This window comes from Stenotrophomonas sp. AC248 (assembly GCF_979258185.1).
The window spans coordinates 4,109,701-4,132,803 of the sequence record NZ_OZ409840.1 but is presented as its reverse complement, the minus strand read 5'-3'; the positions used below and the strand labels follow the sequence as shown (position 1 = coordinate 4,132,803).

Here is a 23,103-nt window from a genome sequence, read left to right as displayed (position 1 = left end):
GTGCCTGGCTGTGCCTACGGTGGCAGCACGTCGCGATTCGGCAGCGCCCCGGGTCGCTCGGCGGTCTGCCCGAGCAGCCAGCGCATGCCCTTCCACAACGTGCGCCATACCCACCACACCACCAGCGCGCCGATCAGGCTGCAGCCGACCACCAGAATCAGCGCCAGCCACGGGTGGGCCAGCGCCAATGCCAGCCCGCCCACCACCACGGTGTCTTCGGCCGCCGAGGCCACCCAGTTGCTGGCCGGTTCCGGTGAGGTGTTGAGCAGGGCGCGGGTGCCGGACTTGAGCCCGTGGCTGGCCAGCGCCACCCCGGCCCCGGCGACCAGCGCGGTGCCGCTGAGTTCGCCGCCGGGTGACAGGGTGGCGGCGGCCAGGAAGGCACCGGCCGGCACCCGGGCCAGGGTCTGGACCAGGTCCCAGACCGAATCCACCCCGGGAATCTTGTCGGCGAAGAACTCGGCCACCGCCAGCACCGCCGAGGTGCCCAGCACCCAGTACGATTCGGTGGCCTGCAGGGCCGGCGGCAGGTCCACCCAGCCAAGCAGCCCGGCCAGGCCCACGCCGAACACGGTCAGGTAGACGCGGATGCCCGCCAGCCAGGCCAGCAGGATGCCGACGACGAACAGATGGGCTTCGGTCATGACGCGCGCTCCGCCTGCAAAGTGTGCACAGGCCCACACTATCGGGGATGACGTCAATGAACGCCACCGCCGGCCACGCCCGCTGGCGCGTGAAATCGCCCGACCCTGATTTACACTAGCCAGTCGCTCGTTCCGACAGGGGCCGTGCCGGTATCGCCAAGCGCGCTGCCGCGGACAACCGCCATGAACTCTCCGACTCCATCGCGTATCCAGATCCGCCGGCCCGGCACGCCGCCCGTGCAGGATCGCCGCCGTCTGGCCATTCTGGCCGGGGTGTGGCTGGTCAGCGTCATCCTGGCCGTCCTGATCGGGCGCTGGACCGCCGGCCCCGGCGGGGATGCCGGCAAGCAGCTGGACGCGGCGCAGGCGCGCGCGGAAAGCCTGAACAAGCAGGTGGTCGAGCTGCAGCAGCGCCAGGCCACGCTGCAGGCGTCGGACCGCATCAGCCGGGCCGCCAACAATGAAGTGCAGACCTCGCTGGGCGAGCGCGACGAGGAAATCGCCGGCCTGCGCGCCGACGTGGCCTTCTACGAGCGTCTGGTGGGGGCGACCAGCCAGCGCAAGGGCCTGAACACCCATTCGGTTGAATTCAGCCCGGAAACCGGCGGCACCTGGCAGTACGCGGTGGTGCTGACCCAGAACCTCAATCGCGGTGCGATCAGCCAGGGCCAGATGCGGTTTACCGTGGAAGGCGTCAAAGGCGGCAAGCTGACCTCGGTCAGCTGGGACGAGCTGCACCAGCGCACCAAGGTGCCGGGCCAGGACTATTCCTTCCGGTATTTCCAGCAGCTCACCGGCAGCATCATCCTGCCGAAAGACTTCACCCCGCAACGTGTGCGGGTCACGCTGGGATCGGGCGCGGGGGGCGCCACCCAGGTTTTTGATTGGAAGCAGGCCGGCGCACCGGCAGCACCATCGGCGAAAGAAGGGGAGTAAGCCCATGTTTGGCAGCAACAAATCCAACCGCGACGGACATCTGGTCGTGGACGCGCTGATCGGCGCACAGGTGGTGATCCGCGGCGACGTGGAGTTCAGTGGGGGCCTGTATGTGGAAGGCACCATCCTGGGCAAGGTCATCGCCGCCGAGGGGGCAGCCAATGCCACCATCACCCTGGCCGAGCAGGGCAGCATCGAGGGCGAGATCCGCGCCCAGGTGGTGGTCATCAGTGGCCGCCTGGACGGCGACGTGCACGCCACCGAAAAGGTGGAGCTGACCCCGACCGCGCGGGTCTCCGGCAACATCCACTACCAGGTGGTGGAGATGAACGCTGGCGCGCAGCTGACCGGTCGCCTGATCCATGGCAGCGCGCAGATGGCCGCGCTGCCGCCGCCGGCCGACGAAACCGCTGGCAAGGGCAAGGACGGCGCAGCCCGCAAGAAGCTGGCCGAGGCCATGGCCTGAACGGCTGACAGCTTGAAAGCGTGCCCATGCGCCCCCATGCTGGGGACATGAGCACGCTTGTTTCCTTGCCCGGCGCACCTGTCGCCGCGCCGAACTACCAATCGCTGGACCGTCCCCTCAACTTCACCGAAGCCGCTGCGGCCAAAGTGAACGAATTGATCCAGGACGAGGCCAGTACCAGCCTTGCCTTGCGCGTGTACATCCAGGGCGGTGGCTGCTCCGGCTTCCAGTACGGGTTCGAGTTCGATGAGAACCGTGCCGAGGATGATCTGGCGGTGGACACCAACGGTGTCACCCTGCTGGTGGATCCGCTGAGCCTGCAGTACCTGATGGGCGCCGAGGTGGACTACACCGAAAGCCTGACCGGCGCGCAGTTCGTGATCCGCAATCCGAACGCCAAAACCACCTGCGGCTGCGGCAGCAGTTTCAGTATGTGATCTGCGTGGCGCTGCCGACCACACCGGTCGGCTGGCGCTTGCCACTGTGATCGAATGTGGGCAGGCTTGCTGCATGTCGACATTTTCTACGCCGCTGTCCGGCTTTGCTTTCACCACCGATCCCCTTGAACGTGCCGATCCGCTGCGCCAGGACGCCGACGCGCTGGCGCGGCTGTGGCCCGATGCGCACGTGCTGGTGCTCGACACCGACGGCCGCGCGCTGGCCGGCGACGATGGCCAGCCGCTTGCGCTGACCGGCGCGCAGGTCGGGGGCGGGCCGGGAACGGCGATCTTCCTTGGGCTGCGCGGTGAGCGCGCCTGGTTCTCGCTGGAAGCAGCGACCGTGGATGTCACTGCCCCGCAGCGGGTGGATCTGCGCGAGTCGGCCACCACGTGGTCGGCCGCCGATGCCAGCGCGTTCTGCTATGCGCGCGGGATGTCGTACTGGCAGTCGCGCACGCGCTTCTGCGGGGTGTGCGGCGGCGGCATCACCTTCGCGCGCGGCGGCTTTGTCGGGCGCTGCGCGCAATGCGGTACCGAGCACTACCCGCGGGTGGACCCGGCGGTGATCGTGGCGGTGGAAAACAACGGGCGGCTGCTGCTCGGGCGGCAGGCCAACTGGGCACCGCGCCGCTATTCGGTGCTGGCCGGGTTCGTCGAGCCGGGCGAGTCGCTGGAGCAGACCGTGGTGCGTGAAGTGTTCGAAGAGAGCAAGGTGCGCGTTCGCCACTGCCAGTACCTGGGCACCCAGCCCTGGCCGTTCCCGGGCGCGTTGATGCTGGGCTTTGCGGCCACGGCCGAAGACGACGTGCCTACGGTGGACGGCGAGCTGGAAGATGCACGCTGGTTCACGGCCGAGGAAGTGGGCGCGGCGCTGGCCCGGGACGTCGAAGACGACGGCGAGGGCATCCGCCTGTCGCCGCCGATTTCGATTTCGCGCAGCCTGATCGAGCACTGGTACCGCCAGCAGGTGGGCTGAGCCACGGCCTGCGTTGCCGCTGGCTGAACACGCAGCGGCGTACATTACCCTCGGCCCGGGGAATTGCCGGGTCGCAAGGCATAGTAGCGGCCACGATCCGCGCCGGAGGCATACATGTTCACCACCCTGGTTGCCGTGCTGGTCGCCCTGGCCCTGGGCCATGTCGCGCCGGCTGCGGCCGTGGCCCTTCGCGGTTTCGGGTTCTACCGGCGCTGGCTGCAATGGCTGGATGCGCATGCGGCCGAAAACGGGTTCTGGCGCAGCCGCCAGGGCTGGGTGCTGGCGGTGCTGCCGTGGGTGCTGGTGGTGCTGCTGCTGCAGTGGGCGTTGCACGGCCGCGTGTTCGGCCTGCCGTCGCTGCTGCTGGGCGTGGCCATCCTGGTGATCTGCTGGGGCCCGCGCGACCTGGACCGTGACGTGGAAGCGGTGATCGACGCCGATGACGCACCCACCCGGCACGCGGCGATCGCCCAGCTGCAATCGGCCGGGGGCAGCCTGCACGAGGACGTATCGTCGCTGGTCGAGGCCACGGTGCTCAACGGCTTGCGGCGCTGGTTCGCGGTGCTGTTCTGGTTCCTGCTGCTGGGCCCGGTGGGCGCCGTCGCGTACCGGCTGCTGGCCTTGCTGGCGGTTGGGCCGATGCGTTCGCTGGCCCCGCTCGACGCCGTGGTCGGTGCACGGGTGGTGCTGGGCTGGCTGGAATGGCCGGTGGCCCAGCTGATGTCGCTGTCGATGGCCCTGGTGGGCAACTTCGACACGGCTTACAAGGCCTGGCGACAGGCGCACGGCAACCAGTGGGCGACCTCGACGGTGTTCCTGGGCGCGGTGGCGCGCGCCAGCGTGAGCGCCGAACTGCGCGAAGAAGCACACGACTACAGTGATGCCGGGATGGTGCCGGTGTGGCGGCGCCTGCCGGAGCTGCGCGATGCAATGAGCCTGGTGTGGCGGATGCTGTTGCTGTGGATGGCCGCGCTGGCCCTGCTGGTCATTGCCGGCTGGGTAACCTGACCCGGCATCCGTATCCCGTAATGCCGGGTTCTACCCGGCACCTGCCACGCTAACCCGGCGCAAGCCAGGCGAACGGCATCCATGGCAGGTTGCGAAGCACCGCATACCCCACCAGCAACACCAGCCAGAACATCGGGCTGGCCAGCACGCGCATCAGCGGTTCAAGTACGCGTGGGCGCACCCCTGCACCGTGCAGCAGCATCAGCAGCAGGAAGGGCAGCGAAATCACCAGCAGCGGATTCATCGCGATGGCGCCCTGCCAATCGAAATGGACCAGCGAGTAAAGGCAGCGCGTGCTGCCGCAGCCGGGGCAGTACAGGCCGGTCAGTGCGTACAGCGGGCAACCCGGCAGCGGGCTGTTGGCGGCATAGGGGCTGACGTTGCGCAACACCACGATGGCGCCTGCGCCCAGGCCGGCAACCAGTGCCGTGGGCGCCCAGCGGGCAAGCGTGGTTCGGGAGGGCAGGGCCATGACGCGCGAACGGCCCGGCCGGTGAACCCATGCAGGTTCCCCGGCCAGGCCGTCCCGGTGCTGATCAGTAGCCGCTGTTGCTCAGCGCGCCCAGGCCGCCCATCGCCATCACCAGCACGACGTACAGCACGGCGACGATGACGCCGGCAATGGCCGACCACATGGCCCACTTCTTCGCCTTGTCCGACGAGTCACGCGCGCCGGCAAGGTCACCTGCGGCAATCTTGCCGTTGACCTGGGCAGCGTAGACGATCGACACGATACCGCCCGGCAGGCAGCAGAACAGGGTGGCCAGGATGGCCCAGACCAGGTGGTTCGGGATTTGTGCGGCAGTGGTGTTCATCTGAAAAGCTCCATTTTCTTGGGTGGATTTGACGGGCGTGGAACGGGGTACAACGCACGCACACACAGTGGCAACGTCATCGATCGGTGCAACAAACGGTATGCATGATATTCGGCCGCCGCCGCGCTGGCCTGCGCGGACGGACGTCCCCCGGCGCTAATTTACCCGATGGACGCCCGGATGTATGCGTTTACATCCAGACGGCACTAGGCCTCAGCCGTTTTCTCCGCGTAGCTGCCGTACCTGCTGCTCCAGGATGTCGGCACTGGCACCCTGGCCGGCAAGCGCCGGTGCGGCGGCCACCTCGACATGCGCGCGGAACCGGCGTGGCACGCGCATGCGGCCCAGCCGGGTGTCGCGCCGGCTCCACATGCTCGCCCACATGCCGCGCAGCGCCATCGGCACCACCGGCACCGGGCGGCGCTCGAGGATCTTCTCCACGCCGGACTTGAACGCGCCCATCTCGCCATCGCGGGTGAGCGCGCCTTCGGGGAAGATGCAGACCAGCTCGCCGTCGGCCAGGGCTTTGTCCACTTCATCGAAGGCGGCCTGCATCAGCGCGGGGTCTTCGCGCGCGCCGGCAATGGGGATTGCCTTGGCGGTGCGGAAGATCCAGCGCATCACCGGGATGTTGAAGATCTTGTAGTACATGACAAAGCGCACCGGGCGCGGAATCGTCGCCGACAGGATCAACGCGTCCATGTAGCTGACGTGGTTGCACACGATCAGCGCAGCGCCTTCGTCGGGCACATTGGCTTCGATCCCGTGCAGGCGCAGCCGGTACAGGCCGCGCACCATCACCCAGCTGAGGAAGCGCATCAGGAATTCGGGGACGATGGTGAAGATGTAGATCGACACCACGGCATTGGCGATGGCCAGCGCCAGGAACAGCTGCGGGATGGTCCAGTGCAGGAACTTCTGCGTGGCCAGCGCGATCATCGCCGCACCCACGATGAAGCCCGAGTTCTGGATGTTGAGTGCGGCGAACACGCGCGACATCTCCGACTTCGGCGTGCGGCTCTGGATCAGTGCGAACAGGGGCACCACGAAGAAGCCGGTGAACAGGCCGATGCCGATCAGGTCGATGATGATGCGGATGCTGCCCGGCTGGGCAACGAAGGCACCCACGCTCAGGCCGGCCGCGGTGGCCGTGCCGGCCCGGGCGAAGTACAGGTCCAGCATGAAGGCGGTCATGCCGAACGCGCCCAGCGGCACCAGGCCGATTTCCACCGTGCGCCCGGACAGTTTTTCGCAGAGCAGCGAGCCCACGCCGGTGCCGACCGAGAACAGCGCCAGCGCGAAGATGTACAGGGTGGGTTCGCCGCCCAGGTTGACCACCGCGTAGGTGGGCAGCTGCGAGGTGAGCATGGTGCCCACGAACCAGAACCAGGACACGCCCAGGATGGCGTTGCGCACCGCCTTCTGCTTCTTGGCCAGGCGCAACACGGCCAGCGATTCGGGGATCGGGTTCCAGTTGATCTTCAGGTCCGGCGCGCCCGCATCCACTTTGGGGATCATGCGCGCGGTGATGTTGCCGAAGATGGCCAGCGCGATCACCGCGGTGGCCGCCACCACCGGGCCGAAGCTGCCGGCCAGGGTGAAGATGATGCCGCCGCTGATCATGCCGGTCAGGATCGACATCGAGGTGCCCATCTCGACCAGCCCGTTGCCGCCGGTGAGTTCTTCCGGGCGCAGCACCGAAGGCAGCACCGAATACTTCACCGGGCCGAACAGGGTGGACTGCAGGCCGGTGCAGAACAGGGCCACCAGCAGCACCGGCATGCTCTGGGTGACGAAGCCCACCGCGGCCAGCGACATGATCGCGATCTCCATGGTGGTGGTGATCACGATCAGCCGCGATTTTTCCAGTTTTTCGGCGATCTGCCCGGCCAGTGCCGAGAACAGGAAGTAGGGCAGGATGAAGATGGCCGGCGCCAGCGTGGTGTACAGCGACTGCTCTTCCTGGCTGACGCCGAGGTAGAACAGCAGGCCGATGATGGCCTGCCGGTACACGTTGTCGTTGAACGCACCCAGCGACTGGACGATGAAGAACGGCAGGAAGCGACGCTGCTTGAGCAGGGCGAACTGGCTGTGGCCGGACATGGAAACTCCTTGCGAACCGGCGCAGCCTAGCATGCAGCCGGGCGGCCCCCGGCGTTGCGCCGATCGACGGCTGCCGGGCAGAGCCCGGCGCTACGGGGACGGTCGTATGGCGTTGCGCCGATCGACGGCTGCCGGGCAGAGCCCGGCGCTACGGGGGACGTCGTACGGCGTTGCAGGAGCCGTCGTAGAGCGGGGCTCTGCCCCGCTGCCCCGGAGCCCCCTTACCGCAAGGTGCGCGCGGCCTCGTTGGCGGCGCCGCGCAGCTTGGGCAGCAGGCGCAGCATCAGGCCCATCTGGGTGCGGATCAGCTGCAGTTTGGGCGGCATGTCGTCGGTGATCTGTTCCAGCTGCTCGGCCAGGGCGCGGTCGCCGTCGTTATCGGCCTCGTCCACCGGTTGGCGTTGCTCCAGCGCCGCGGCGATCTGCTGCATGGCCTGTTCCACCCGCTCGCCGCCGGCCAGCGCCTGGGCATCCTGCGCGTAGCTGTCCAGCTGCGCGCGATGCGCACCGAGCGCCGACAGATGCCCCAGCAGGGTGTTGGAGAGCGCCAGGAAGCGGAACCCGGCATCCAGGTTGCGGCGCACGTGGCCCGGCTCGCGCAGCATGTTCGACAGCGCGGTGGACAGCGCCGCGTCGGCGTTGTGCATGTCGCGGCGGGCGATGCGGTAGGCCAGGTCGTCCTGCATGCCGCTGCCGTACTGGCCCAGCACCGCATCCAGGTAGCGCGCGCAGTTGGCCAGCACGCGGGCCATGACCAGGTTCAAGCGGCGGCCCTGCCAGTCGGGCAGGATCAGGAAGGCCGCGGCCGCGGCGATCGCGCAGCCCAGCAGGGTGTCGACCAGGCGGGGCCAGATCAGCAGGAAGCCGTCGCCGATCAGGTTGAAGCAGGTCAGCGCCATCACCGTGATGGCCGCCGACGCCACCAGGTAGCGATCGCTGCGGGTGAAGAAGAACAGCAGCGCCGAGAGCAGGGCGATCAGCAGTTCGATGCGCAGGTCCTGGAACAGCTGCATCAGCGCCCAGGTCAGCACCAGCCCGATCAGGGTGCCGGCGATACGCTGGGCCAGCCGTTGCCGGGTGGCGCCGAAATGCGGGCGGCACACGAACACGATGGTGAGCAGCACCCACGAGCCGTTCTGGGCGTTGACCAGGCGGATCACCGCAAAGCCGACGATCAGGGCCAGCGCCATGCGCAGGCCGTGGCGGAACAGCACCGAGCCGGGGGTGAGCTGCTGGCGGATGCGCACGAACATTTCGCGCAGGGTATGCGGATTGGTGTCGCGCAGGCGGGTGTCGACGTTGTCCAACGTGGCGTCGGACTTTTCGGCCTCGGACAGGCGCCGCTCGATGCTCTGCAGGTTGTGGCCGAGCAGCTCCAGCGAGGACAGCAGGCGCTGCCACTGCGGGTTGTGCTGGGCACGCAGCCAGGTGAGCGAATCGGTGAGGTCGGCGGTGGCCTGCTTGGTGCGCTCGCCGTACTGGAACGGGCGGCGCAGGCGGATGGCCAGGCCCAGGTTGGCACAGGCCTCACCCTGCAGCGCGAGCAGGCGCTGGCAGCGGTACAGCACGTCGCTGTGGAAGAACGCCTCGGTGAGCGCGCCATAGGGATAGTGCGAGGAGCTGGCGCGTTCGTGGAAATCCTGGGCCATGTAGTACAGGCGCAGGTACAGGCCGGACTGCACGCCGGGCCGGCCGGAGCGACCGAAGCGGGCGAGGATGGCGACCTTGGCGATGTTCAGTGCCTCCACCACGCGGCGGTTCTGTTCGGCCAGGGCCAGCTGGCGCTTCTGCACGTCGGCGTCGCGGATGGGTTCGAACAGGTCGGCCTTGAGCTGCAGGTAGCGGCCCAGCTCGAGGTACAGGCGGGCGATGCGCTCGCGCACGGGCCGGTTGGCAAACAGGGCGGTCCACAGGATCGAGAGCAGGCCGTACCAGAGCGCGCCGGCGAGCAGGTGGCTGACCGCGCTGATGGCCTGGGCGCGGTCGTTGGCGCCGTGCTGTTCCAGGCCGATCATGGTGTAGATGGCCAGGGTGACGGTGGCCTGGGCGATGGACGCGTAGCGTTCGCCGAGCGCGCCGAGCAGGGTGAGGCCGAAGGTGGACACGGCCAGTGCGGCGATGAACAGCCAGGGCCAGGCGAACAGTTCGACCACCGCGGCGGCGGCGATGACGAAGCAGAGCAGGGAGAGGGCGACCGATTTGGTCCGGCCCCACCAGTTGTCGTCGGTTTCGGCGATGGCGCTGGCAATGATGCCGAGGAACACGCCGGGCAGCGCGGGCAGCTGGTCCAGGTGCCAGCACAGGCCCATGGCCACCGACAGCGCGATGAGTACCCGCAGGCCGTAGCTGGCCTTTTCATGCGCCCACAGGCGGCTCAGGCGGGATTCTCGGGCGGACATGCGGGCTCGGGGTGCGGGGCAGCCCATTATTGCGGGTGTGGGGTGAAGGGGACAGCCTGACGGCGATCCAACGTCAACGTGCTGCGCAGGGCGGGGACGATGCGCCCGGTAGTGCCGGCCGCTGGCCGGCTCCCCGTGCGCCCGGACGGAGGTGCGAGGAGCCGGCCAGCGGCCGGCACTACCCGGGTGTGGAGGGTGTGCGAGGAGCGGGCCAGCGGCCGGCACTACCCGGGTGCGGAGGGTGTGCGAGGAGCCGGCCAGCGGCCGGCATTCTCAGGTGTCGATGGTGTGCTAGGAGCCGGCCAGCGGCCGGCGTTACCGGGTGTGGAGGGTGTGCGAGGAGCCGGCCAGCGGCCGGCGTTACCGGGTGTGGAGGGTGTGCGAGGAGCCGGCCAGCGGCCGGCGTTACCGGGTGCGGAGGGTGTGCTAGGAGCCGGCCAGCGGCCGGCATTCCCGGGTGTGGGGAGCTACCGGCCGATCGAATTACATGTCGAAGCGCACGCTCACCGCGAAGGTGCGCGGCAGGCCGACGCCGGCGTTGGACCAGTATTTTTTGTTGGCCAGGTTCTCTACGCCAGCGCGCCAGGTGACCGGGTGGCCGTCGAGCTGCATGCGGTAGCCCAGGCCGGCGTTGACCAGGGTGTAGTCGGGCAGTTTGAGGGTGTTGTCGGCGTCGTAATAGACATCGCCGTAGTAGCGGGCCAGCGCATACACGCTCAGGCCGTCCACCTGCGGGATGCTGTAATCGGCGTGCAGCACGCCCTGCCAGCGGGCGGCACCGGCGGTGCGGTTGCCCTGCTGGGCCACGCTGTCGGGGGACAGCTTGTCGTAGGTGGGGTCGAGCCAGGTAACACCACCGCCGACGCTGAGCGCATCGGTCAGGCGGACGTTGCCGCTGATCTCAACGCCTTCGTACAGGGTGATGCCGTCCTGCACCAGCACCTTGCCGGCCGGGGTGAGCCGGTCGATGTTGGCACCGCGCTCCAGGCGGAAGGCGGCGGCGTTGGCGTTCCAGCGCGGGTACTCGATCTTGGCGCCGATCTCGTACTGCGTGCTGATGGTCGGGTCGAGCACGGTGCCGGCGTTGATGTAGTCGCTGCCGACGCGGCTGCCTGCTTCCAGCGATTCCACGTAGCTGGCGTACAGGGTGACGGCATCGGCCGGCTTGTACATCAGGGCGTAGGTGGGGGTGACCGGGTAGGTGTGGTAGGCGCCCTTGTTCTCGAAATCGTTGTAGCGCGCGCCGGCCAGCAGCGACCAGCCATCGGCGAAGCTGACCGTGTCGCTGACGAACACGGCCTGCTGCACGGTTTCGCTGCCGCGGCTGAGCACGCGCGAACCCACGGCATCGTGGCGCAGCACCGGGCGCTGGTAGATGTTGCCGCGGCCGATGGTGTTCCATTCGTTCGGGCGGTCCCAGCCCAGGCCGGTCTGGTGCGAGACGCCGGCCACCACCTGGTGCGACAGCGGGCCGGTGTTGAAGCGGCCCTGCACGATGGCCTGGGCCAGCTTCCACTCGCTCTTGCCGCCCAGCTCGTAGGTGTTGACGTTGTAATCGCCGTTGACGTTGTCGATGTAGGCGAACACCTTGTTGACGTCGTTCCACGAGGTGGTCACGCCATAGCTGAGGCTGGCCTTCCAGTCGCTGTTGATCTGCCAGTTCAACGCGGTGGAGAGCAGGCTGGAACGGGTGTCGTAGTAGCTGCCGTCGATGCTGTTGTCGATGTCGCCGGCCAGCGGGCGCGGCAGCTCGGTCAGACCGATGAAGTAGTACTGCGGCGATTCGTTGCTGAGCGCGCGCGACTGGAACACGCCATCGAAGGTCCAGGTGAGGCTGTCGCTCAGGCGCGCATCCAGTGACAGGGCGGCAACCTTGCGGTTGACCTCGCCACCGTTGAAGGTTTCGCCCTTCTCCTGGTACGCGTTGAAGCGGTAGCCGAACATGTCTTCATTGCCGAAGCGCCCGCCCACGTCGACCTGGCCGCTCACGATACCCGCCTCGCGCCAGCCGAGCTGGGCAGCGAAGGTGGGGGTGTCGGTGGGCTTCTTGGTGACGTAGTTGACGATGCCGCCGGGCTGGCCGAAGCCGTACATGAAGCCACCGGGGCCCTTGAGCAGTTCCACCTGTTCCATCACTTCCAGCGGCCATTCGGTGCCCCACGAGGACACCTGCAGGCCGTTGACGCGGTAGCTGTCGTAGCTGAGGTCGATGCCGCGGTTGCGGATCGGCGAACTCCAGCCGCTGGCATACGCGCTGACCTGGGTGACCACCGATGGGTCGGTCAGGAAGGCATCACCGAGCGAGACCACCTGGCGCTTTTCGATCTCTTCGCGGCCGACCACGGCGATCGCGAACGGGGTGTCGCGCACGGCGCGGTCGCCGAGCGCGCCGGTGTCGGTGTGGGTGCGTTCGGCGATGACCTTGACCGCATCCAGATCGGTGGCCGAGCGCGCGCGCACGGCGCCGTCCGGAGTGGACTGGGCATGGGCGGCGCAGGCCAACGACAGCGCAACGGCCAACGTGGCCAGGCGGGGCAGGGGGGACGACAGCATCGATGGGTTCCTTGGCGGACAGCACAACGCCGTCCGCGATCTACAGAGGGCGGGGGAGGGTCGATGGCTGGATCGCGCAGGCTGGCCGGGAACCGGCAGCGGGGGCATCGCGAAGGCGATGCAGGACCGTGGCTGGATGCGAATTGTTCGCGTTTTGTTGCTTGGCGTCAAACCGTGGCGGACCGACCGGGCGTACCGACCAACGGTCGGTACCTACCGGGCGATGGCGCTGCGCTTCACTGCACGCCGCTCGCGGCGGCGGGCGCGGCGGTTGACCCAGCGTTCGCGCAGGCACGAGAAGATCACGTACAGCGCCGGCGTGCTCAGCAGGGTCAGGCTCTGCGAGAACAGCAGGCCGCCGATCATCGCGATGCCCAGCGGGCGGCGCAGTTCGGAGCCTTCGCCCAGGCCGATGGCCAGCGGCACCGCCGCCAGGATCGCCACCATGGTGGTCATCATGATCGGGCGGAAGCGCACGATGCTGGCCTCACGCACCGCATCGCGGGGGCTCTTGCCGTGCTCGCGCTGGGCCACCACCGCGAAGTCGATCATCATGATCGCGTTCTTCTTGACGATGCCGATCAACAGCACCAGCGCGATCATCGAGATCACCGACAGTTCGGTGTTGGTCACGAACAACGCCAGCAGCGCGCCGACGCCCGCGGCCGGCAGCGTGGACAGGATCGTCACCGGGTGCACCAGGCTTTCGTACAGCATGCCCAGCACCAGGTACACGGTGATGATGGCGGCCAGTACCAGGATCAGCATCGAGTTCGGGTTGAGCTGCACGTTGAAGCCGCCGCCATCGCTGATGCGGATGTCACCGGGCAGGCGCAGGCCGTCCACGGTGGACTTGATGATCGCCTCGCCTTCGCCGGTGCTCACGCCCGGCGCCAGGTTGTAGCTCAGGTCCATCGTGGTGTACTGGTTTTCGTGGGTGATCTGCGGCGGTGCCAGCCCGGGCACCTGATGCGCCACGGCGGTCAGCGGGATCATCTCGCCGTTGCCGGCACGCACGTAGATCTCATCCAGCGCACGCGGGGTGGCGGTCTGTTCGGGCAGTGCGTTGACCACCACGCTGTACTGGTTGATGTCCGAGTAGATGGTGGAGATCTGGCGCTGGCCGAACGCGCCGTACAGCGCGCCGTCGATCGCACCCACCGACACGCCCAGGCGTGCGGCCTTGGCACGGTCGATCACCACGTTCTGGCGCAGTCCGGCGGTGTCCACGTCGGTGCCCACGTCACGCAGCTTCGGGTTCTTCTTCAGCGCGGCCTGCACCTTGGGCAGCCATTCCTGCAGCTGGGCCAGGTCGTTGCCCTGCAGCGAGACCCGGTACTGCGCGCCCTGGCTGTTACCGCCGCCGCCATCGCTGGGCAGATCCTGGATCGCGCGCAGGCGCAGCTGCAGGTCGGGGTAGCGGTCGGCCTTGGCGCTCAGCCGTGCCAGGGCCAGCGCGGTGGTTTCCTTGCGGCCTTCCTTGCGGGTTTTCAGCTGCACGTTGAACTGCGCGCTGGAGCCCTGGCGACCACTGCCCAGGCGCACGCCCACGGTCTTCACCGCCGGGTCGGCCATCAGCATGTCGGTGATGCGGCGCTGGCGGTTGACCATGTCCTCGAAGGACACCGTGGCGCTGGAGTTGGCGCGGCCCCAGATCAGGCCGGTGTCCTGGGCCGGGAACGAGCCCTTCTTGACCGCCCCGCCCAGCATCACCGTGGCCACGATCAGCAGGATCGGGGTGAGCGACAGCAGCAGGGCGTGGCGCAGCGAGAAGTCCAGGCAGACCGTGTACACGCGCAGCATGCGGTCGTGCGTGGCATCCAGGAAGCGGCCGATCCGCGAGGGCTTCTCCGGTTCGGCGTGCGCGCTCAGGAAGCGGCTGCACAGGGCCGGGGTGAGCGTGAGCGAGACGATCATCGACACCACGATCGCCGCCACCAGGGTGATGGTGAACTCGCGGAAGAACGCACCGACCATGCCGCTGGCGAACAGCAGCGGGATGAACACGGCCACCAGCGAGGCGGTGATGGAGACGATGGTGAAGCCGATCTCGCGCGCGCCGGTCAGCGCGGCCTGCATGCGGGGCATGCCTTCGTCGAGATGGCGCATGACGTTCTCGATCACCACGATCGCATCGTCGACCACGAACCCGATCGCGATCACCAGCGCGAGCAGGCTCAGGTTGTTCAGGGTGAAGCCGAACACGTACATCACCAGCGCCGCACCGGCCAGCGACAGCGGCACGGTGACCGCCGCGATCAGGGTCGGTGCCAGCCGGCGCAGGAACAGCGCCATGGTCAGAATCACCATGGCCAGGCTGATCAGCAGGGTGATCTGCACTTCGTGCAGCGACGAGCGGATGGTCGGGGTGCGGTCGAAGTACGGGGTCATCACCGTGCCCGGCTGCAGGTAGTCGCGCAGCATCGGGATCTGCGCCTTGACCCGGTCCACGGTCTCCACGATGTTGGCGCCGGCGCGGGTGAATACATACATCACCACCGCCGGTTTGTGGTCGAACCACGCGGCCTGGTAGGCGTCCTGCTGGCCGTCGTAGACGTTGGCCACGTCCTTGAGGCGGATCACCCGGCCGTCATCCTGGGTCTTGATGACTAGGTTGGCGAAGTCGGCCGCGCGCGCCACCGAGTCGTTGGCGATGATCGCGGTGGTGGTGTTGCCGTCGGTGAGGAAGCCGGTGGGCGAGGTCACGTTGGCCGCGCGCACCGCGTTGCGCAGGTCATCGGGGGTGAGGTTGAGTGCGTTGAGCAGGCGCAGGTTCACATCCACCCGCACCGCCGGCGTGGAGGCACCGGCGATATCCACCGAGGACACACCGCTGATCTGGCGGATGCGCTGGGCCAGCAGCGAGTCGGCCACGTTGTACAGCTCGTCGGCCGACTGCGTCTGCGAGGTGAGCGCGATGGCGATCACCGGGTCGTCGTTCGGGTTGGCCTTTTGGAACATCGGCGAACCGAGCCCGGACGGCAGATCGGCCTGGGCCGAATTGATCGCGGTCTGCACGTCCAGCGCGGCCGAATCGATGTCGACCCCGCTCTGGAAGATCATGAAGACCAGCGAGCTGCCTTCGGAACTGGACGAGCGCATCTGGTCCATGCCGGGCAGCTGGCCCAGGTGGCGTTCCAGCGGCGCGGTGACCGTGGAGGCCATGGTGGTGGCGTCCGCGCCGGACTGACTGGCGTGCACGAAGATCACCGGAATCTGGATGTTCGGCAGCGCCGACACGCCCAGTTTCAGGTAGCAGAACAGGCCGACCACGAACAGGCCGATGGCCAGCAGCGCGGTGCCGATCGGGCGGCGGATGAAGGGCCCGGAAATATTCATGCCGCTGCCCCCGGGGCGCGCAGGTACGGCGTGCTCATGCGCGGTCCTGGGCGCTGGCGTGGCGCAGCGCGCGCTGCTCGCGGCGTTCGCGCATCCACTCGGAGAAGCGTTCCATGTACAGGTAGATCACCGGCGTGGTGTACAGGGTGACCAGCTGCGACAGCAGCAGGCCGCCGACGATGGCAATGCCCAGCGGGCGGCGCAGTTCCGAGCCGATGCCGGTGCCCAGCGCCAGCGGCAGTGCACCGAGCATGGCCGCGGCGGTGGTCATCATGATCGGGCGGAAGCGCAGCAGGCAGGCGCGGCGGATCGCGTCGTGCGCGTTGGCACCGGCGCGGCGCGCTTCGATGGCGAAGTCCACCATCATGATGCCGTTCTTCTTGACGATGCCGATCAGCAGCACGATGCCGACGATGCCGTCCACCGACAGCGGCAGCCCGCACACCATCAGCGCCAGCAGCGCACCCACGCCGGCCGGGGGCAGCGTCGAGATGATGGTGAAGGGGTGGATGTAACTTTCATACAGCACGCCCAGCACGATGTAGATCAGCACCAGCGAGGCCAGCAGCAGCCACACCACGTCGGTCTGGCTGCCGGTGAATTCGGCGGCCTTGCCGATGAACTGCGCATGCACCTGCGAGGGCATGTCCAGGCCGTCCTTGGTTTCTTCGATGGCCTTGACCGCATCGGACAGCGAATAGCCCGGGGCGATGTTGAACGACACCGTCACCGCCGGCAGCTGCTGCTGGTGGCTCACCACCAGCGGGGTGCTGGTGATCTTGCCCTCGGCCAGCGCCGCCAGCGGGATGATGTTGCCCGCGCCCACCGGAATGCCGGTGTTCTGCGCACCGATGCCGGTGGCGGTGGACGAGTTGGACGAGGTGACCTGGCCGAAGTTGGTGGCGTTGCTGCCGGTCAGTGCGCCGGCGCCGTTGGAGGCCACCGCCAGCTGGTTCATCAGCGCGGTGCTGGTGCGGAACTCCGGGGCCACTTCCAGCACCACGCGGTACTGGTTGAGTTCGGTGAAGATGGTCGAGATCTGGCGCTGGCCGAACGCGTCGTACAGGGTGTCGTCGATGGTCTGCATCGGCACGCCCAGCACGCTGGCCTTGTCGCGGTCGATGGTCAGTTCCAGCGCGCGCCCCTGGTTGGACAGGTTGTTGTCGACGTCGGCCAGTTCCGGGCGCTGGCGCAGCGCTTCGGTCAGGCGGGTGGCCTGCAGCGCGACCTGCGCGCTGTCCACGTCCGACAGCGAGTACTGGTACTCGGTGGCGGCCACGCGGGTGTCCAGGGTGACGTCCTGCACCGGCTTGAGGTACAGCGCCACGCCGGGAATGCCGGCCACGGCCTGCTGCAGGCGCGGCAGGATCTCATCCAGCCCGTCGCGGTCGCCGCGCTCCTTGAGCACGATCGACAGCTGGCCCTGGTTGAGGGTGGGGTTCATGCTGCCGGCGCCGATGAAGGCCGACACGCCGGTCACGGCCGGGTCCTTGCGCAGCGCCTCGGCGACCGCCTTGGTGCGCAGTTCCATCTGCGGGAAGGCGATGTTCTGGTCGGCCTGGACCACGCCGGTGATCAGGCCGGTGTCCTGCTCGGGCAGCAGGCCCTTGGGGATCACCACGTACAGCACCACGGTGAGCACCAACGCACCGGCGGCCACCGCCAGGGTCATGCGCTGGTGGTCCAGCACCCAGTCCAGGCTGCGCTCGTAGGCGCCCACGGTGCGCGTCCACAGGTTTTCCTTGCCGGCCGCCGCGGCGCGCTCGTGGGCGTCTTCGCCTTCGGGCAGCGCGTCGGGCTTGAGCAGGTAGGCGCACATCATCGGGGTGAGGGTCAGCGAGATCAGCATCGACAAGGTCACCGCGATGCTCAGCACCCAGGCGAACTCGTGGAACAGGCGGCCGGTCACGCCGGGCATCAGCAGCAGCGGCAGGAACACCGCCACCAGCGAGATGGTCAGCGACAGCACGGTGAAGCCGATCTGGCGCGCGCCGATCTCGGCCGCTTCCGGGCCGCTCTTGCCCTGCTCGATGTAGCGCACGATGTTTTCGATCATCACGATCGCATCGTCGACCACGAAGCCGGTGGCCACCACCAGCGCCATCAGCGACAGGTTGTCCAGCGACATCCCGGCAAAGGCCATCACCCCGAAGGTGCCGGCCAGCGACAGCGGCACCGCCACCGAGGGAATGATGGTGGCCCACAGCCGGCGCAGGAACACGAAGATCACCGCCACCACCAGGCAGATGGTGAGGATCAGGGTGAACTGCACTTCATGCACCGAAGCGCGGATGGTCTCGGTACGGTCGGAGAAGATCTCCAGGTGCACGTCGGCCGGCAGCACGTTCTGCAGCTGCGGGATCAGCGCGCGGATGCGCTCGACGGTCTGCACGATGTTGGCGCCGGGCTGGCGGCGCACTTCCAGCAGCACCGCCGGCTTGCCATCGGCCCACGCGGCCAGCTGGTCGTTCTCCACGCCATCGACCACGTTGGCCACATCCGACAGCCGCACCGGGCGTCCGTTCTTGTAGCTGATGATGGTGTCGCGGTACTCGGCGGCGCTGGTCAGCTGGTCGTTGGTGCCGATCGAATAGGACTGGGTCTTGCCGTTGAGCGAGCCCTTGGGCGCGTTGACGTTGGCCTGGGTCAGCGCGCTGCGCAGTTCTTCCAGGGTCAGGCCCATGTTGGACAGCTGCGCCGGGTTGACCTGGATGCGCACGGCCGGGCGCACGTTGCCGGCGATGGACACCAGGCCCACGCCCTGCACCTGCGACAGGCGCTGGGCCAGGATCGAGTCGGCGTAGTTGTTGACCTCGCGCAGCGGGCGCGTGTCGGAGGTGAGCTTGAGGGTGACGATGGCCGCGTCGGCCGGGTTCACCCGGTTGTAGACCGGCTGGTAGGGCAGCGAGGAGGGCAGCGTGGCCTGGCGGATCGCGGCCTGCACGTCCTGGGCGGCGATATCGATATCGCGGTCCATCGAGAACTGCAGGATGATCGTGGACAGGCCGGCCGACGAATCGGAGGTCATGATCTCCAGCCCGGAGATCTGCCCGAACTGGCGTTCCAGCGGGGTGGTCACCAGCGAGGCCATGGTGGTGGCGTTGGCACCCGGGTACTGGGTGGTCACCACCAGGCTGGGCGCGTCGATCTCCGGCAGCGCCGACACCGGCAGCTGGCGGTAGCCGAGGATACCGAGCAGCAGCAGGCCCGCCATCAACAGCGAGGTGGCGATCGGGCGGCGGATGAAGATCGTCGAAAAGCCCACGGGCGGATCCTTGCTGTTACGTCATGCGGCGTTGAAGCGGGCAGACGTCGGCCAGCCGGCCGGCGTCGGGAACGTCAGGCAGGCGCGCTCAGCGCGGACCGCCACCGCGGCGGCCACCACCGCCCTTGTCCTGCTGGGCGGCGGCCTTGAGCTCGGCGTCGGTCGGCGGCGCCGGGGTTTCACCCGGCTTGAGCGCGGTGACCTTGCTGCCCGGCTTGAGCCGGAACTGGCCTTCGCTGACCACGCGCTCGCCGCCCTTGAGGCCCTCGGTGATCTGCACGTTGCTGTCGCCCACTTCCACGCCGCTCTTGACCGTCTGCATGGCCACGGTGCTGTCGGGCTTGACGATGTAGACGTACTCGCCGTCCGGGCCGCGCATCACTGCCTGGGTCGGAATGACCACGCCGCCGCCGATCGTGCGCAGCTGCATGCGCACGTTCACGAACTGGCCGGGCCACAGGCTGTTGTCGCTGTTGTTGAACAGCGCACGGGCGCGGAAGGTGCCGCTGTCGCTGCTGATCTGGTTGTCCACCACGTCCAGGGTGCCGCCGTCTGTGAGCACGTGGGAATCGTTGCGGTCGAGCGCGGCGATGGTGACCGGGCCGGCCTTCTGGGCCTGGCGCACGTCGGGCAGCTGGCGCTCGGGCAGGTTGAAGACCACGTGGATGGGGTGGATCTGGGTCAGGGTGACCAGCGCGGTGCCGGCGCTGACGATGTTGCCGGCGTCCACCGCGCGGATGCCGGCAATGCCGGAGATCGGGGCGGTGACCTTGGTGTACTGCAGCTGCACCTGGGCGGCGCGCATGCTGGCGTCGTTGGCGGCGACCGCGCTTTCAAACTGGGCCACCTGGTTGCGCTGGGTGTCCAGGTCGGTCTTGGCCACGTACTGGCGGTACTCCGGCGAATTGGAGCGCTGGTAGTTGGAACGTGCGGTGGCCAGCTGCGCCTGGTTCTGGCGCTTGGCCGCGGCGGCTTCATCGAAGCTGGCCTGCAGGGTACGCGGGTCGATCTGCGCGAGCAGGTCGCCCTTCTGCACTTCCTGGCCTTCCTTGAAGTTGATGCTGATGAGCTGGCCGCCCACCTGCGGGCTAACGGTGACGGTGTTCATCGCCGCCACGGTGCCCAGCGCGCTGGCGTACACCGGCACGTCCTGGCGGGCTGCTTCGACCACGGTGACCGGCACGGGACCGGCGTTGCGCTCCTGCCCCTCCTGGCCGGCGCCAGCCGCATTGGTCGCCGCGTCGCCCTTGGGCTTGCCACCGCCGAGCATGCGCACCCCGATGAACCCCACCACCAGCACTGCGACCACCAGCAGCACGATCTTCCAGAAACGCGACATTCAACTAACTCCTGAGGCTGGCGGAGGGCAGGGCCCAAATGGCTGGTGCAAAGCATACCCGTCGCCCGGGAGCTTTCATGCATGACGGATGGGACGGGCGATCAGACCGGATGTGACCGGCCGGGTTCCATGAATGAACGCCTGCGGGGGCAGAAAGTTACAGCAGCAAGTGCGCCGATGCCCTACATTCAGGTTCGACCGTCCTGTTCGTCCGTGGAGATGTGCAATGCCTCGTCTGTCGCTGCTGCTGTCCGCCCTGCTGCTTGCCTGCCCCGCGCTGGCCGCGGCTACCCCCGCCGAGCGCCCGGAAGTGACGGCGGCGGCCACCCGGCTGAAGGCCAAGGTGGTCGACTGGCGGCGCGATTTCCACCAGCACCCGGAGCTGTCCAACCGCGAGGAGCGCACGTCGGCCAAGGTGGCCGAGCAGTTGCGCGCGATGGGGCTGAAGCCCAAAACCGGGATTGCCCACCATGGCGTGGTGGCGATCATCAAGGGTGGCAAGCCGGGCCCGCGGATCGCGCTGCGCGCGGACATGGACGCCCTGCCGGTGACCGAGCAGACCGGGCTGCCGTTTGCGTCCAAGGCCACCAGTACCTACCGCGGCGAGCCGGTGGGGGTGATGCACGCCTGCGGGCACGATGCGCATACGGCCACGCTGCTGGGGGTGGCCGACGCGCTGGTGAAGATGCAGGCGAACCTGCCGGGCGAGGTGATGCTGATCTTCCAGCCCTCTGAAGAAGGGGCGCCGCCGCCAGAAGAGGGCGGTGCGGCGTTGATGCTGAAGGAGGGTCTGTTTGCCGACTTCAAGCCGGAGGCGGTGTTCGGGCTGCATGTGTTCTCGAGCGTGCCGGCCGGGCAGATCGCGGTGCGCGGGGGGCCGTTGATGGCCGCCTCGGACCGGTTCGGAATCAAGGTGATCGGGCGGCAGACGCACGGGTCGGCGCCGTGGAACGGGGTGGACCCGATCGTGGCGACGGCCGATCTGGTGGGGACGGCGCAGACGATCGTGAGCCGGCGGGCGAATCTGTCCAAGCAGCCGGCAGTGCTGACATTCGGGGCGATCAAGGGCGGTATCCGCTACAACATCATTCCCGACGAGGTGGAGATGGTGGGCACGATCCGGACGTTCGACGAGGGGATGCGGCAGCAGATTTTCGCGGACCTGCGCAACGTGGCCGAGCACGCGGCGGCGGCGCACGGGGCCAAGGCGGTGACGGAGATCTACGAGTCCGAGGGCAATCCGGCGACGGTGAACGACCCGGCGCTGACGGCGCGGATGCTGCCGAGCCTGCAGGCGGTGGTGGGCAAGGACAATGTGTACGAGCCGCCGCTGCAGATGGGGGCGGAGGACTTTTCGCTGTACGCCAAGGAGGTACCGGGGCTGTTCTTCTTCGTGGGGTCGACGAGCGAGGGGATCGATCCGGCCACGGCGCCGGCCAACCACTCGCCGAAGTTCCTGCTGGATGAGAAGGCGCTGGACGTGGGCTTGCGGGCGTTGCTGCAGGTGAGCCTGGATTATCTCAACGGGACAGCGGCGCCGGCGCCTGCGGCGGGGTAAAACGACGGTAGGCCCCGGCCGCTGGCCGGGGCGAAAACCGGCACGGGCGAGCGGGTTCCGGCCCTCCCGCCGCCTGGGGGCGCAATGCCCCCGGTCGCCATGGCCTTCCGCGTTCGTCGCCAGACGCCGCGCCCCTCCCGGCGTAAAATGGGGCGATGAATACCCCCCAGGACTCCAGCCTCGGTCGCGAGGTTGCTTACCCGTCGCAGTACGATTCCGCGCTGCTGTTTCCCATTCCGCGCCGTGGCGCGCGTGAAGAGATCGGTCTGGACGAGGCGGCGCTGCCGTTCGTCGGTCATGACCGTTGGCAGGCCTATGAGCTGAGCTGGCTGGACCGGCGCGGCAAGCCGCGCGTGGCGGTGGCCACGGTCAGCGTGCCGTGCACGTCGCCCAATCTGATCGAATCCAAGTCGTTCAAGCTGTACCTCAATTCGCTCAACAGCACGCGCTTCGACGATGACGAGGCGGCGCGGCTGCGGATCACCGCCGATCTGTCCGGGTGCGCCGGGGCGGTGGTGACGGTGCGGTTCGGGGTGCCGATGCTGGTCGAGGAGGCCGAGGGCGAGTCGCTGGACGAGCTGGATGTGGCGATCGAGCGTTACGGGCCGCCCGCGCCGGAATTCCTGTCGGCCGACGCCGCGCAGGTGGTGACCGAGACGTTGAGTTCGGCGCTGCTGAAGTCCAACTGCCCGGTAACGGGGCAGCCGGACTGGGCCAGTGTGAGTATCCGCTACCACGGGCCGCAGATCGACCGCGAGGGGCTGCTGAAGTATCTGGTCAGCTACCGCGAGCACGCCGAATTCCACGAGCAGTGCGTGGAGCGGATCTTCAGCGAAATCACCCAGCGCTGCGCACCGCAGTGGCTGGAAGTGGAAGCGCGTTACACCCGCCGCGGCGGGCTGGACATCAACCCGTGGCGGGCCAGCCCGGGCATCGAACTGCCGGCCCGCACCGTCCGCGACCTGCGCCAGTAGAGCGACCCCACGGGTCGCTGCCCCGGAACCCCGGAACCACGCGCAGCCACCCATGGGGTGGCTCTACCTCCGGAACCCGGCACCGCGCGCAGCCACCCATGGGGTGGCTCTACCTCCGGAACCCGGCACCACGCGCAGCCACCCATGGGGTGGCTCTACCCCGGAACCCGGCACCACGCGCAGCCACCCATGGGGTGGCTCTACCCCCGGCAATGTGGCCGCCCGTCGCCGTTCCGCGCGTCTTCACATCCACGCCATCGGAACCCGGCACCACGCGCAGCCACCCAT

General features: G+C 68.2%; 16 protein-coding genes. 7 read left to right on the top strand and 9 right to left on the bottom strand.

The window, feature by feature from the left end:
- Nucleotides 1–14: 14 nt before the first annotated feature.
- The gene (locus ACZ0AE_RS18520; protein ID WP_463601848.1) at nt 15–644 is read right to left on the bottom strand and encodes a DUF4126 domain-containing protein; all 630 of its coding nucleotides are present in this window, start codon (nt 642–644) and stop codon (nt 15–17) included.
- Nucleotides 645–827: 183 nt separating this feature from the next.
- On the opposite strand from ACZ0AE_RS18520, the gene ACZ0AE_RS18515 reads away from it, so the two are divergent.
- The 5 genes from ACZ0AE_RS18515 to ampE all read left to right on the top strand — a co-directional run bounded on the left by ACZ0AE_RS18515 (nt 828) and on the right by ampE (nt 4,470).
- Complete coding sequence (locus ACZ0AE_RS18515) at nt 828–1,580, top strand: DUF6776 family protein (RefSeq protein WP_038685801.1); 753 nt, start codon at nt 828–830, stop codon at nt 1,578–1,580.
- A gap of 4 nt (nt 1,581–1,584) precedes the next feature.
- The gene (locus ACZ0AE_RS18510; RefSeq protein ID WP_463601847.1) at nt 1,585–2,046 is read left to right on the top strand and encodes a bactofilin family protein; all 462 of its coding nucleotides are present in this window, start codon (nt 1,585–1,587) and stop codon (nt 2,044–2,046) included.
- Nucleotides 2,047–2,093: 47 nt separating this feature from the next.
- A complete protein-coding gene (gene erpA / locus ACZ0AE_RS18505) occupies nt 2,094–2,483 on the top strand; it encodes an iron-sulfur cluster insertion protein ErpA (protein ID WP_463601846.1) in 390 nt (129 codons plus the stop codon).
- A 73-nt stretch (nt 2,484–2,556) separates the two neighbouring features.
- On the top strand, nt 2,557–3,462 hold the full coding sequence (nudC, locus tag ACZ0AE_RS18500; RefSeq protein WP_448134616.1) for an NAD(+) diphosphatase: 906 nt from the start codon (nt 2,557–2,559) through the stop codon (nt 3,460–3,462).
- Nucleotides 3,463–3,576: 114 nt separating this feature from the next.
- Nucleotides 3,577–4,470 carry a regulatory signaling modulator protein AmpE gene (ampE, locus tag ACZ0AE_RS18495; RefSeq protein WP_137190595.1) on the top strand — a complete coding sequence of 298 codons (894 nt, stop codon included), beginning with the start codon at nt 3,577–3,579 and terminating at the stop codon, nt 4,468–4,470.
- Between the two features lie 49 nt (nt 4,471–4,519).
- Here ampE and ACZ0AE_RS18490 read toward each other — a convergent pair whose 3' ends face one another.
- The 8 genes from ACZ0AE_RS18490 to ACZ0AE_RS18455 form a co-directional block, all read right to left on the bottom strand.
- Nucleotides 4,520–4,942: a DUF2752 domain-containing protein gene (locus ACZ0AE_RS18490; RefSeq protein ID WP_463601845.1), complete on the bottom strand. Its 423-nt coding sequence runs from the start codon at nt 4,940–4,942 to the stop codon at nt 4,520–4,522.
- 64 nt (nt 4,943–5,006) lie between these two features.
- The gene (locus ACZ0AE_RS18485) at nt 5,007–5,285 is read right to left on the bottom strand and encodes a CD225/dispanin family protein (protein WP_038685807.1); all 279 of its coding nucleotides are present in this window, start codon (nt 5,283–5,285) and stop codon (nt 5,007–5,009) included.
- 213 nt (nt 5,286–5,498) lie between these two features.
- Nucleotides 5,499–7,388, bottom strand: a complete 1,890-nt coding sequence (locus ACZ0AE_RS18480) for an MFS transporter (protein ID WP_463601844.1) — start codon at nt 7,386–7,388, stop codon at nt 5,499–5,501.
- Between the two features lie 221 nt (nt 7,389–7,609).
- Nucleotides 7,610–9,787 (bottom strand): YccS family putative transporter, encoded by a 2,178-nt coding sequence (yccS, locus tag ACZ0AE_RS18475; protein ID WP_463601843.1) that lies wholly within the window; start codon nt 9,785–9,787, stop codon nt 7,610–7,612.
- A gap of 483 nt (nt 9,788–10,270) precedes the next feature.
- The gene (locus tag ACZ0AE_RS18470; protein WP_463601842.1) at nt 10,271–12,340 is read right to left on the bottom strand and encodes a TonB-dependent siderophore receptor; all 2,070 of its coding nucleotides are present in this window, start codon (nt 12,338–12,340) and stop codon (nt 10,271–10,273) included.
- A 213-nt stretch (nt 12,341–12,553) separates the two neighbouring features.
- Complete coding sequence (locus ACZ0AE_RS18465) at nt 12,554–15,679, bottom strand: efflux RND transporter permease subunit (protein ID WP_463601841.1); 3,126 nt, start codon at nt 15,677–15,679, stop codon at nt 12,554–12,556.
- Nucleotides 15,680–15,713: 34 nt separating this feature from the next.
- Nucleotides 15,714–18,944, bottom strand: a complete 3,231-nt coding sequence (locus ACZ0AE_RS18460) for an efflux RND transporter permease subunit (RefSeq protein ID WP_038685812.1) — start codon at nt 18,942–18,944, stop codon at nt 15,714–15,716.
- Between the two features lie 88 nt (nt 18,945–19,032).
- Nucleotides 19,033–20,283: an efflux RND transporter periplasmic adaptor subunit gene (locus tag ACZ0AE_RS18455; RefSeq protein WP_463601840.1), complete on the bottom strand. Its 1,251-nt coding sequence runs from the start codon at nt 20,281–20,283 to the stop codon at nt 19,033–19,035.
- Nucleotides 20,284–20,509: 226 nt separating this feature from the next.
- Here ACZ0AE_RS18455 and ACZ0AE_RS18450 point away from each other — a divergent pair, with 226 nt between their 5' ends.
- Nucleotides 20,510–21,841: an amidohydrolase gene (locus tag ACZ0AE_RS18450; RefSeq protein ID WP_463602114.1), complete on the top strand. Its 1,332-nt coding sequence runs from the start codon at nt 20,510–20,512 to the stop codon at nt 21,839–21,841.
- 155 nt (nt 21,842–21,996) lie between these two features.
- The gene (gene queF, locus ACZ0AE_RS18445) at nt 21,997–22,815 is read left to right on the top strand and encodes an NADPH-dependent 7-cyano-7-deazaguanine reductase QueF (RefSeq protein WP_141057786.1); all 819 of its coding nucleotides are present in this window, start codon (nt 21,997–21,999) and stop codon (nt 22,813–22,815) included.
- The last annotated feature ends 288 nt before the right edge of the window (nt 22,816–23,103 follow it).